Annotated in this window: 10 protein-coding genes and 1 pseudogene; 6 read left to right on the top strand and 5 right to left on the bottom strand. The window is 72.1% G+C overall.

The window, feature by feature from the left end:
- The first annotated feature begins 52 nt into the window (after positions 1 to 52).
- The 3 genes from tdh (at position 53) to IF61_RS0100985 (ending at position 3349) form a co-directional block, all read left to right on the top strand.
- On the top strand, positions 53 to 1081 hold the full coding sequence (tdh, locus tag IF61_RS0100975) for an L-threonine 3-dehydrogenase (protein ID WP_030364212.1): 1029 nt from the start codon (positions 53 to 55) through the stop codon (positions 1079 to 1081).
- A 79-nt stretch (positions 1082 to 1160) separates the two neighbouring features.
- Positions 1161 to 2360: a glycine C-acetyltransferase gene (locus IF61_RS0100980; protein WP_030364213.1), complete on the top strand. Its 1200-nt coding sequence runs from the start codon at positions 1161 to 1163 to the stop codon at positions 2358 to 2360.
- A gap of 74 nt (positions 2361 to 2434) precedes the next feature.
- A complete protein-coding gene (locus IF61_RS0100985; RefSeq protein WP_030364214.1) occupies positions 2435 to 3349 on the top strand; it encodes a LysR family transcriptional regulator in 915 nt (304 codons plus the stop codon).
- Between the two features lie 59 nt (positions 3350 to 3408).
- On the opposite strand, the gene IF61_RS0100990 is transcribed toward IF61_RS0100985, so the two are convergent.
- Positions 3409 to 4044 (bottom strand): DUF4352 domain-containing protein, encoded by a 636-nt coding sequence (locus IF61_RS0100990; RefSeq protein WP_030364215.1) that lies wholly within the window; start codon positions 4042 to 4044, stop codon positions 3409 to 3411.
- Between the two features lie 204 nt (positions 4045 to 4248).
- Here IF61_RS0100990 and IF61_RS0100995 point away from each other — a divergent pair, with 204 nt between their 5' ends.
- The gene (locus IF61_RS0100995) at positions 4249 to 4686 is read left to right on the top strand and encodes a hypothetical protein (RefSeq protein WP_030364216.1); all 438 of its coding nucleotides are present in this window, start codon (positions 4249 to 4251) and stop codon (positions 4684 to 4686) included.
- Between the two features lie 98 nt (positions 4687 to 4784).
- Complete coding sequence (secD, locus tag IF61_RS0101000; protein WP_052392294.1) at positions 4785 to 7124, top strand: protein translocase subunit SecD; 2340 nt, start codon at positions 4785 to 4787, stop codon at positions 7122 to 7124.
- A 91-nt stretch (positions 7125 to 7215) separates the two neighbouring features.
- Here secD and IF61_RS0101005 read toward each other — a convergent pair whose 3' ends face one another.
- On the bottom strand, positions 7216 to 8262 hold the full coding sequence (locus IF61_RS0101005) for a hypothetical protein (protein ID WP_157848530.1): 1047 nt from the start codon (positions 8260 to 8262) through the stop codon (positions 7216 to 7218).
- 219 nt (positions 8263 to 8481) lie between these two features.
- On the opposite strand from IF61_RS0101005, the gene IF61_RS0101010 reads away from it, so the two are divergent.
- Positions 8482 to 9324: a hypothetical protein gene (locus IF61_RS0101010; protein WP_030364219.1), complete on the top strand. Its 843-nt coding sequence runs from the start codon at positions 8482 to 8484 to the stop codon at positions 9322 to 9324.
- Positions 9325 to 9394: 70 nt separating this feature from the next.
- Here the strand turns inward: IF61_RS0101010 and IF61_RS0101015 are convergent.
- The 3 genes and pseudogenes from IF61_RS0101015 to IF61_RS0101025 form a co-directional block, all read right to left on the bottom strand.
- A pseudogene (locus IF61_RS0101015) lies at positions 9395 to 9847 on the bottom strand (DUF4291 domain-containing protein); the annotation flags it as partial.
- Between the two features lie 40 nt (positions 9848 to 9887).
- Complete coding sequence (locus tag IF61_RS0101020) at positions 9888 to 10601, bottom strand: creatininase family protein (protein ID WP_043187323.1); 714 nt, start codon at positions 10599 to 10601, stop codon at positions 9888 to 9890.
- Between the two features lie 32 nt (positions 10602 to 10633).
- Positions 10634 to 11917, bottom strand: coding sequence for a tetratricopeptide repeat protein (locus IF61_RS0101025; RefSeq protein ID WP_030364222.1), 1284 nt, complete (start codon positions 11915 to 11917; stop codon positions 10634 to 10636).
- Positions 11918 to 11949 lie beyond the last annotated feature (32 nt).

An 11949-nucleotide genomic window follows, 5' to 3' on the forward strand; every position in this document is an offset into this window, starting at 1 on the left:
ACATTGGTGCGCGCACGTAAAAGATCGCCCCACCACGCCTGGAGCCGCAGCCATGAAGGCACTCGTCAAGCACAAGGCCGAGCCCGGGCTGTGGCTCATGGACGTCCCGGAGCCGGAGTACGGCCCTGGCGACGTCATGATCAAGGTGCTGCGCACCGGCATCTGCGGCACCGACCTGCACATCCGCTCCTGGGACGGCTGGGCCCAGGGCGCGGTGCGCACCCCGCTGGTGCTCGGCCACGAGTTCGTGGGCGAGGTCGCGGCCGTCGGCGCGGACGTCCGCGACATCGAGGTCGGCGACCTGGTCAGCGGCGAGGGCCACCTGGTCTGCGGCAAGTGCCGCAACTGCCTGGCGGGCCGCCGCCACCTGTGCCGCAGCACGGTCGGCCTCGGCGTGGGCCGCGACGGCGCGTTCGCCGAGTACGTCGTGATGCCCTCCTCCAACGTGTGGGTGCACCGCACGAAGGTCGACCTCGACGTCGCCGCGATCTTCGACCCGTTCGGCAATGCCGTGCACACCGCGCTCTCCTTCCCGCTCGTCGGCGAGGACGTGCTGATCACGGGCGCGGGCCCGATCGGCATCATGGCCGTGGCCGTCGCCAAGCACGCCGGCGCCCGCAACGTCGTCATCACCGACGTCAGCGAGCCGCGCCTGGAGATCGCCCGCAAGGCCGGCGCGACCCTGGCCCTCAACGTCTCCGGCGCCTCGATCGCGGACGCGCAGCGCACGCTGGGCCTGCGCGAGGGCTTCGACATCGGCCTGGAGATGTCGGGCCGGCCCGAGGCCATGCGCGACATGATCGCGAACATGACGCACGGCGGCCGGATCGCCATGCTGGGCCTGCCGGCCCAGGAGTTCCCCGTCGACTGGGCGAAGGTCGTCACCTCGATGATCACTGTCAAGGGGATCTACGGCCGGGAGATGTACGAGACCTGGTACGCGATGACGGTGCTGCTGGAGGCCGGCCTCGACCTCAGCCCGGTGATCACGGGCAAGTACTCGTACAAGGACTTCGACGCGGCCTTCGACGAGGCCGCCACCGCCCGCAGCGGCAAGATCATCCTCGACTGGACCGCCTGACCCCGCCCGGCCGCCCCTCCCGCCGGGCGGCCGCCCCCGGCCAGGCAGTCACCGCTTTCTTCCGTAAGGAGTCCCCCGCATGTACGCGTCCGTCCGCGACGACCTCCGCGCCACCCTCGACGAGATCCGCGAGGCCGGTCTCTTCAAGCCCGAGCGCGTGATCGGCACCCCGCAGAGCGCCTCCGTCAACGTCACCGCCGGCGGCGCCCCCGGCGACGTCCTGAACTTCTGCGCGAACAACTACCTGGGCCTCGCCGACCACCCCGAGGTCGTCTCCGCCGCCAAGGACGCCCTCGACCGCTGGGGCTACGGCATGGCGTCGGTCCGCTTCATCTGCGGCACGCAGGACGTCCACAAGGAGCTGGAGGCGCGGCTGTCGGCGTTCCTCGGCCAGGAGGACACGATCCTCTACTCCTCCTGCTTCGACGCGAACGGCGGCGTCTTCGAGACCCTGCTCGGCGCCGAGGACGCGGTGATCTCCGACGCCCTCAACCACGCGAGCATCATCGACGGCATCCGCCTGTCCAAGGCCCGCCGCTTCCGCTACGCCAACCGCGACCTGGCCGACCTGGAGAAGCAGCTGCAGGCGGCGAACGAGGGCGGCGCCCGCCGCAAGCTGATCGTCACCGACGGCGTCTTCTCCATGGACGGCTACGTCGCGCCGCTCCGCGAGATCTGCGACCTGGCCGACCGCTACGACGCGATGGTGATGGTCGACGACTCGCACGCCGTCGGCTTCGTCGGCGCGGGCGGCCGCGGCACCCCCGAGCTGCACGGCGTCATGGACCGCGTCGACATCATCACGGGCACCCTCGGCAAGGCCCTCGGCGGCGCCTCCGGCGGCTACGTCGCCGCGCGCGCCGAGATCGTCGCCCTGCTGCGCCAGCGCTCGCGCCCGTACCTCTTCTCCAACTCCCTCGCGCCGGTCATCGCCGCCGCCTCCCTGAAGGTCCTCGACCTGCTGGAGTCCGCGGGCGACCTGCGGGAGAAGCTGAAGGCCAACACCGAGCTGTTCCGCACAAAGATGACCGAGGCGGGCTTCGAGATCCTGCCCGGCGACCACGCCATCGCCCCCGTCATGATCGGTGACGCGGCGGAGGCCGGCCGGATGGCCGAGCTGCTGCTGGAGCGCGGCGTGTACGTCATCGGCTTCTCGTACCCGGTGGTGCCGATGGGCGCGGCCCGCATCCGCGTCCAGCTGTCCGCGGCGCACTCGACCGAGGACGTCGAGCGGGCAGTCGCCGCGTTCATCGACGCGCGCAAGGCGCTCCGGGGCTGATCCCCGGTATCCCCGGCGGGGGCCCGGGCCGGGCCCCCGCCGGGGATACCGCCCGTTCCTGGCAAAATGGCGGGGTGATCGACCCCCGGCGGCTGCGCGTCCTGCGGGCCGTGGCGGACCACCGTACGGTGACCGCCGCGGCCGCCGCGCTGTACCTGACCCCCTCGGCCGTCTCCCAGCAGCTCGCCGCGCTGGAACAGGAGACCGGCCACGCCCTGCTGACCCGCAGCGGGCGGGGGGTGCGGCTGACCGCGGCGGGCGAGATCCTGCTGACCCACGCCCACGAGGTCCTCGCCCAGCTGGAGCGGGCCGAGGCCGAGCTCGCCGCGTACGCGGGCGGCACGGCCGGGGAGCTCACCGTCGCGGCGTTCGCCACAGGCATCGCCGAGGTGCTGGCCCCCGTCATCGCCCTCCTCGCCGGCCGCCACCCCGGCATCCGGCTGCGGGTGCGCGACGCGGAGGGCGACGCGAGCCTGCCGATGGTGCTGGACGGGGAGGCCGACGTTGCCCTCGCCGTCGAGTACCGGGGCGCGCCGCGCGAGGACGACCGGCGGCTCGTGCGCGTACCGCTCTACGCCGAGCCGTTCGACGCCGTCCTGCACGCGTCCCACCCGCTGGCGCGGAGCCCCCGCGTGGGCCTGGACCAGCTGGCCGACTGCGACTGGATCGGCCCCTACCCGGGCAACCCGTGCCACGACGTGGTGGTCCTGGCCTGTGAGCTGGCCGGCTTCCAGCCCCGGCTGGTGCACTCCTCCGACGACTTCCGCGCCGTGGTGGCCCTGGCCGGCGCCGGGGCCGGGGTGGCGCTCGTGCCGCGCTCGGCGCTGCGCGGCATGGAGCTGAAGGACACCGTCGTCCGCCCCGTGGGGGGCCTGGCCGCGACGCGCCGCGTGTTCGCCGCGGTGCGGCGGGGCTCCGAGGACCACCCGCTGTTCCGGCCGGTCCTCGACGCGCTCACGGAAGTCGCGGGCTCGCTGTCGACGAACTGACGGGCGTCGCTGCCTCAGGACTTCCTCAGGACTTCCTCAGTAACTTCCTCCGGACTTCTTCAGGACTTCTTCAGGGTCCACTCGCCCGTCTCGTTGGCGAAGCCGCCGTCCATCGTGAACTGCACCTTGGCCGTCTTGGAGTTCTCGGGGACGGAGAAGACGACCCAGCCGAGGGCCTTGGCGCCCTGGGCGAGGTTCACGGTGACCGGGAACTTCGGGCCCTCGGTGACGCCGCCCATGGTCTGGGTGAAGGCCTGGCCCTGCTCGTCGATGACCTTGGCCCCGCTGGAGGGGCTGTCCGAGTAGGCGACCGTGCCGGTGTTGACGAGCTCGAACTGGGCGGCGACGAAGCGCTTGCCGGCGGACGGCTTGTTGTACTTGTTGTCGCTGTGGGCCGGGTCGGCGAAGCCCTTCAGGGTGACGTCGAGCTGCTCGCCCGCCTTCTTGCCCTTGAGGGTGAGCTTGCCGCCGACGGCGTGGGCGTCGCCGCCCTGGCCCTTGTCCTGACCCTGACCCTTGTCCTGGCCCTGGCCCTTGTCCTGGCCTCCGCCCTGGCCTCCGTTGCCCTGGGCCGCGGGGCTCTGGTCCGCCGAGGCGCTGGCGTCGGCCGCGGGGTCGGTGCCGTCGCCGTTGCAGGCGGTGGCGGTGGTCGCGAGCACGATGACGGCCGCGGCGGTGAGGAGCTGACGACGCATGATGAATCCCCCGTGATGAATGCGTTGCATGTTTTGACGTGCACATTTCCGTGCTTGACGTGCACATTCTTACCGCGCCACCGGGCGGGTTCCGGCCAATCGGGGGGTCGATGGGGCTCCTGTGACAATTGAGTGATCAAATCGTGGCATCGGAACAGCGGGCCGGACCATCGGGCCGGACCATCGGGAGCGAACGGAGGCGCCGTGAGCCGTCACCCGCGGCGTACGCCTGTACCGGTCGCCCTGTGGGCCCTGCTCGTCCTCCTGCTCGGTGCGGTCTGCGGAACAGCCGCCGGCAGTACGGGCAGCAGCAGCGCCGCCCTTCCTCCCGCCGTCTCCGTCACCGGTTCCGCCGGACAGGCCGGACAGGCCGGACAGGTCCGCGCCGCCGTCCGCGCGCCCGGCGCGCACCTCGCGGCGGCGGACCATGCCCTCGCCGCCCACGGCCTCCACGCGTCCGCGGCGATCCAGCACATGCGGCTGCCCGGGCTCCCCGGAGCGGTGCCCGGCCCGGTGGCGGGGCCGCTCGGCGTCCCCCTGCCGCCCGGCGAGCTCGCCGGCCCGCGCCAGGAGCGCGCGCCGCCCGCCGCGGCCCCCTCTTCCCGCAGCACTCGCGGTCCTCCCTCCCCACGGAGCAGCTGACGCCACGAGCGCGGCCCCTCCACCCTCCCGGCCCCCGGCCGGAGCGGGCGGCACGGCGGCCGGCGCTCCGCCTCCGTATGCCGTGAAGTGGAGAACCCATGCCATCCCGGACATCCCGGAAACCCCGGCCTCGCCGTGCCCCGCTGTGGCGCGCGCTGTTCGCCCTGGCCGCCGTCGCCGCCTCGCTGTACTTCGCCCTGACCACCCCGCCCCGGCTCGGCCTGGACCTGCGCGGCGGCACCCAGATCGTGCTGGAGACCCGTAACGGGCCCGCCACCCGTGCCGATGCCGCCGCCACCGACCGGGCCCTGGAGGTGCTGCGGCAGCGGGTCGACGCGCTCGGCGTGGCCGAGCCGTCGCTGGCCCGCTCCGGCGAACGCCGCATCGTCGTCGAGCTGCCCGGCGTCCAGGACCCCCGCAAGGCCGCCGAGGTCGTCGGGCGCACCGCGCAGCTCACCTTCCACCCCGTACTCGCCGCGTCCGCACCGGACGGCGGCGTAGCGCGCACGCTGCCCGACCCCGACGCGCCGGGGCAGCACCTGCGCCTCGGGCCTCCGGCCCTGACCGGCAAGGAGGTCAAGGACGCCCGGGCCGTCCTCGACACGCAGACCGGCGGCGGCTGGACGGTCGCCCTCTCGTTCCGGGGCGGCGGGGAGAAGAACTGGGCCCGCGTCACGGGCGAGGCCGCCTGCGCCGCGCCCGGGGACACCGCCCGGCGCGTCGCGATCGTCCTCGACGACCGCGTCGTGTCGGCACCGGCGATGCAGCAGAGCGTGCCGTGCCGCAGCGGCATCCAGGGCGGCAGCGCGCAGATCACCGGTGGGTTCGGCGACGCCGAGGCCCGTGACCTGGCGGCGCTCGTCAAGGGCGGCGCCCTGCCTGTGCCGGTCGAGGTCGTCGAACAGCGCACCGTCGGGCCGACGCTGGGCGCCGAGGCGATCCGGGCAAGCGCGGCCGCGGCCGTCATCGGCCTCGTGTGCACGGCGGTGTTCGTCGTCGCCGTCTACCGGCTGCTGGGCGTCCTGGCCACGGTGGCGCTCGCACTCTACGGCCTCATCTCGTACGCCGCGCTGGTCGCGCTCGGGGCCACGCTCACCCTCCCGGGGCTGGCCGGCTTCGTGCTCGCGATCGGCATGGCCGTGGACGCGAACGTCCTGGTCTTCGAGCGGACCCGCGAGGAGTACGCGCGCCGCCCGGCGGCCCCGTCCGACCTCCGCGGACCGCTGAGCAAGGGCTCCGGCAAGGCGTGGAGCGCCGTCGTCGACTCGAACGTCACCACGCTGCTGGCCGCCGCTCTGCTGTTCTTCTTCGCCACCGGCCCGGTGAAGGGCTTCGGCGTCACCCTGTCCGTGGGCGTCGTGGCCTCCATGGTCTCCGCCCTCGTCATCACGCGGGTGCTCGCCGACCGGGCGCTACGGCTCCGCGGCGTCCGGCGCCGGCCGCGGCTCGCGGGCGTCGCGTCGGCCGACCGCATCCGGGCCCTCCTCGCCCGCCGCGGGCCGCGCCTGATGCGCCGCCGGCGCACCTGGCTGGCCGTCAGCGGCGCGCTGCTGGCGCTCGCCGTCACCGGGATCGGGGTGCGCGGGCTGCAGCTGGGCGTCGAGTTCACCGGCGGCCGGCTGGTGGAGTACGGCACGAGCCGCCCCGTGGACGTGGAGCGGGCACGGGCCGCGGTCGGGGACGCCGGGTTCCCCCGCGCCGTCGTCCAGAAGGCGGGCAACGGGGACGTCGTCGTCCGCTCAGGCGATCTCTCGGACCGCGACCAGCAGCGCATCAGGACGGCCTTGGAGGAGCACGGCGGAACCGTCACCGTCGAGCGCGACGAACGGATCGGGCCGAGCCTGGGCAGCGAGCTGCGCGACAAGGCGCTGCTGGCCCTGGGCGCGGCGGTGGCGGCCCAGCTCCTGTACCTGAGCGTGCGGTTCCGCTGGACCTTCGCGACCGCGGCGGTGGCTGCGATGGTCCAGGACGTGCTGCTGGTGACCGGGCTGTTCGCGTGGCTGGGCAGGCCGGCCGACAGCGTCTTCCTGGCCGCGCTGCTCACCGTGGTCGGCTACTCCGTCAATGACACAGTGGTCGTCTTCGACCGGATCCGGGAGACGCACCGGATCCGGGAGACGCACCGCCGGCCGGGTGCCGGACGCGCCTCGCTCGCGTCGGCCGTCGACAGCGCGATCCTGCAGACGGTGCCGCGCACGCTCAACACGGGCATGGGGGTGCTGTTCGTGCTCACCGCGCTCGCGGTCCTGGGCGGCGACTCGCTCGCCGACTTCTCGCTGGCGCTCCTCGCCGGGGTGCTGTTCGGCATCGCCTCGACCGTCCTGACGGCGGCACCGCTCGCGGTGGTCCTCGAAGGACGTCATCCCGGAGCCGTGGTGGCATCGCCGGCGCCCCGCGCCGGGACGAAGGCCGGGCGGGGCTCGGGCGCGGTGGTCTGACGGACTGCCGTGCGCTGCTTCCCGGACGGGACGCGGCGCACGACGGGGCGGGCGGCGGCAGCGCGTCCGCGCGCGGGCCGCCGCCCGCCCTTCACGTCCGGGTGACCGTCCCGCACCCCTCGCCCCTGCCGGTGTCCAGGTCCCGGCTGCGGTCGTAGGGGTCGACGGCGGGGCCGGAGGGGGCCTTGCCGGAGGGGCGTCCCTCGTCGAAGACAGGGTGCAGGAACCCGTCGTGGACGCCGCAGGCGGAGTTGGCGATGTCCACGTCGTAGGAGCGGACGGTCAGCCTGCCCGGCGTCACCCGGAACCGCTCGGGGTCGAGGAGATCGGTGTCCAGGACGCGCCGCACGATCGTGCGCTCGACCGCCCGGGAGCCCTGCGCCTTCTTGGCGAGCGGATAGACGAAGGTGACGTCGGCGTGGATGCCCACGGAGCCGTCCTTGTGCTCCGCGAAGGTCAGCCGGCCGCGGGTCTTCACGGTCTCCCCCACCATGCGCACCTCCTTGGCGTCGAAGCGGCTGAAGAGGGTAACCGGGTCGTGGTCCCGGTCCGGCTTGCCGAGGGCAGTGTTGGTGTGGGTGACGAGGTCGTCCTGGTACGGGTCGAGCAGGGCGAGGGCCGCCGCCGGGCGCTCGCCCCGGATGACCGCCGGGTCCAGGTTGGCGGCGACGAGGAAGTCCTTGGCCAGCTTCAGGCCCGCGGCGACCTGCTCCTGCGACATCGTCCCCACTGCCTGCGCCTCGGGCAGGACGATGCCCGCCGCGCCGTCGGCGTACTGCTCGGCCGGCGATCCGGCGAAGGGCCGGTCGGGGGTGGCGACACCCTCCGTGCTGCCGGGGGCACCGCTGGGGCGCGCGGTCTCGGGGGCCATGGGCGCCGGGGTGCCGTGGGAGGCCGTCTTCGCGTCGCTCTTCCCGCCGTCCCACGCGCCCGGTATCCGGGAGAGGACCAGCTCGGGCCGGAGCACGGCCAGGGTGGCCGCGGCGGCGGCCACGACACCGACGGCACCGAGGATCCGCCGCTTGCGGGCCGCCCGCCCGTTCATCTCCCGCCAGGCGGGACCGGTGCGCCAGCCTTCGGGCTCCTGGGAGGAAACGTTCTTGCTGCGTCTCCCGGACGCAGGCCTCTCGACTGACACGCACGCTCTCGCTTTATCTCGCACTTACCTGTTCGAAGCGGCAACTGTAGACGTGCCCACGCCAGGCCCTTCGGGCACCCCGCGCCCCGGGAGGCACAGCACGTGACACCACCAAAAATGGCCGGATTTAACCCCTGCCCTGTTCCCTTTTCGGCCCCGGAGGCTCTACCTGTAGCGGGGCGGCCTCCGGCCGGCCCCAGGGGCGAGAGGATTTGTACGATGACCTCCGGGATGACCTCGTTCGACAAGATCTACGACCAGCCCGACCCCCGGGCGTACTTCACGGTGCTGGGACCTCTGGAGTACCAGACACCGCATCATGCCCAGGCCGTCTTCCGGCGTATGGCCGAGACCCGCAGGGCCACGGCCACGACCGAGCCGCTGACGGTCGTCGACATCTGCTGCTCCTACGGCATCAACGCGGCACTCCTCAACCACGACGTCACACTGGACGAGCTCTACACGCGCTACACCTCCCCGCAGGTCGCGCCGCTCACCACCGCCGAGCTCATCGAGGACGACCGGGCGTACTTCGCGGCACGGCGGCGGCCCGGGGCCGCACGGGTCATCGGCATCGACGTGGCCTCTCAGGCCGTCTCCTACGCCCGGGCCGTCGGCCTGCTGGCCGAGGGCTTCGCCGAGAACCTGGAGACCGCCGAGCCCAGCCCCGAGCTGCTGCGGCAGACCCGGCGGGCCCGGCTCATCACCATCACCGGCGGCACCACGTTCCTGTCGGCCAGAACCCTCAAAGCACTCACGGCGGACACGGACGAACCGGCCTGGGTGGCCTCGTTCGTGCTCCGCACCGCCTCGTACGCCCCGATCTCCGACGCCCTGGCCGCACACGGCCTCCACACCGAGAAGTACACGGCCCGCACGTTCCCCCAGCGGCACTTCAGCGGCCCGGAGGAGCAGGGCTACGCGGTCGCGGCCGTCGAAGCCGCGGGCGAGGACCCCTGGGGCAAGGAGACCGAGGGCTACTTCCACACGACGCTCTACGTCTCCCGCCCCGCGGAGGACGCCGCGGCCCAGCCCCTCGCGGAGCTCCTGGCGGACATCTGACCGCCGGGCACACGCGCGAGCAACGGCGGGTTCATGGCAGGGCGACGGACGTCTTCCGGCCATGAACCCGCTACGGGCGCCCGGCGCCGCCGGCCGGCTCGTAGGGGCGTTCCTGCGGCAGTCTGCTGCGGGCCTCGTCCAGGTCGCCCGCGATGACCAGGCCGTGGATCTCGCGGGCCAGCGGGGTCACATCCGTGATGGAGACCGTCCACTCATCGGCGTACCGGCGCGCCGCCTCGCCCGCGAGACCGAGCTGCAGAGAGCGGTGGGGCAGGGCCTGCAAGTGCAGGTCGCGTTCGGGGTCCCACTGCACGCGGGCCGGTGACGCCTTCAATTCGCGCCGCCAGGCGGCCTGGTCGGCGTGGGCGTCCCGGTCGTAGTGAGACAGACAGGCATTGGCCAGAGCCCAGTCGAAGCCGGCGCGGTCGATCTCGATCGCGAGGACGCACTCCTGATCGGCCTTGGTACCCCACCCACAGCGGTACATCATCCAGAGGAAGGAGGGCTTGATCCAAGTCAAGCGGTGTTCGTAGGCCTTTTAGGCTTAGCTGTATTCACGCAGGTCAGGGCACAGCTATCGCGTCCAGGTGAGCGCGTGCCGAACGGGAGAAGCTGTCCAAGAGCGCCTTCCCCTTGGCAGCAGTGGCCAGCGACGGCTGGCCGATGATGCCGTTGGCGGTGTAGCCCGCCATGCCCAGGGTGAGCAAGTGAGGGCGCTTGGGGGCTGAATGGTCGTCTTGCTCGAAGCCCTCGTGTACGAGATGCGGCGCGCCGTGGAGGAGTAGAGAGACCTCGAACTCCCCGCCGTGCATGTCCTCGGCGCTGCTGCTCTCCAGCTCGGCCTCGGCGCGGGCCCGGGCCCGGTCTTCACTGACGGGGAAGAGGGCGACGCGGGGGCCGCTGACGTTGAGTTCCTGGACGACGTTCGACAGGACGTAGTTGCCGCCGTGGCCGTTGACGATGATCAGCCCGGGGTGCCCCGATGCTTCGAGCGATCTCCAGATGTCGTTGACCATGGCGTACAGCGTCCCAGCGCTGATGCTGACCGTGCCAGCCATCGGGGCGTGCTCGTGAGAACACGCCATAGTGATCGGCGGCAGCAGGAACAGGCCGTGGTCATCGGCCAGCCGACGAGCGATCAGGCAGGCAATGACCGTGTCGGTGATCAGGGGCAAGTGATCGCCGTGTTGCTCGAAGCTCCCGATGGGTAGGACGGCGACGGCGGGACCTCGGCGGCGCTCGTCGCCGGTGGTGGCTTGCGTGATCAATTCGTCCATGACCCCAGCATCTCTCATCACTTCCGGCCCAGTCATGCCGCGAACTGGTCACGAACGGCCGCAAAGCGTTCAAGAAAGGCCGCTACGGTCGGTAGTCGCCGCTCTCCTGTCAGGGAGTCCGCCACTGCCGAGAGCACGCCGAATGTACGGGCGGACCCTGTGTGCCGGACGACCCCGAGTGACTTCGTCGCGGCCTCGGCCCCACGCTCCAACTCGCCGGCGCGGACGTAAGCGCGAGCGAGCCGCGCGAGATAGACGCCGCGGTCGTTGCGGTAGACCTGCGGCAACTCTGCCAAGTGCCCTTCGAACAGCTCGATTGCCTGTTGAGGCTTGCCGAGATCGATCCAGCAGTTCGCGCGCTGCATCTCGATGTACGTCGGTGTGCAGTACGAGGTGTCGAGCCCGGAAACCGTCCCGGCCGCGGCGGGATCAGCCACGAGTGCACGTGCTTCGTCGAACCTGGCCAGCGCCGCCTTCGGGTTCCGCATCAACGCGTACCCCTGGGCCTCCTGCTGAGCGGCAAGCGCCACGATCTGAGGCGAGAGTCCGGGCAGGCGCTGCGCCGCCTTGGCCAGCCCGACCGCCCTGTCTGCGCTGGCGCGCGCAGTGGCCTGGTTGCTCTTGCGGAAGAGAATGTACGACTGCATGTGATCGTCTGCGGCCTCTTGTGCCCACTCCATCGCGCGGTCGGACCAGAGCGCCGCGCGCCGGAAATCGCCCAGGTCCTGGTACAGCCATCCGACGAATTCGGCAACTCGTCCGCCGGTCTGCAGAAGCGCTTCCCGCGGCGCCCCGGTGTTGCCGCTTTCCAGCAGCCTCGTGATGGTCTGAGCGTGCTGCACGACGGCAGGGATGGTGTGACGGGCACCGAAAAAGTTCGAGCTCTTGTAGTGCTGGGGCAGTTGGCTCTCGATGAGCGTGGCAACGAACTCGGGGTCGGTGAGATCGTCGTCCGGCCCAGTGTCGGCCAAGCAACCGAACGGGTCCACGTCGCCAGACGCCACCGGAACGGCCACCGGGGCATCATCTGCCTCCCAGCCACGGCGGGCGAGGCCGAGCATGCTGCCCGGGATCCGCAGGCCATCGGCCACGCGCTCAACGACGCTGATGTTGGTGATCTCGCGGTTCCCCTTGATGATCTCTCCGACAGCACTCGGCGTCATCTCCACGCACCGCGCGAGGCGCGAAGGGTAGAGACCTGCCCGCCTCGCCAACTGGAAGATCGCGGAGAAGTCGCGGACGCGACACGCCTCGATCACCGCTTCTTCTCGCAGCAAGCGTGCCGGGAAGCCTTGGTGGGGCTCGGACTTGGGCATGAGCGGGGCTCCGGGGAGGGACGGAATCCGCG

This window comes from Streptomyces roseoverticillatus, from assembly GCF_000719265.1.
GTDB lineage: Bacteria > Actinomycetota > Actinomycetes > Streptomycetales > Streptomycetaceae > Streptomyces > Streptomyces roseoverticillatus.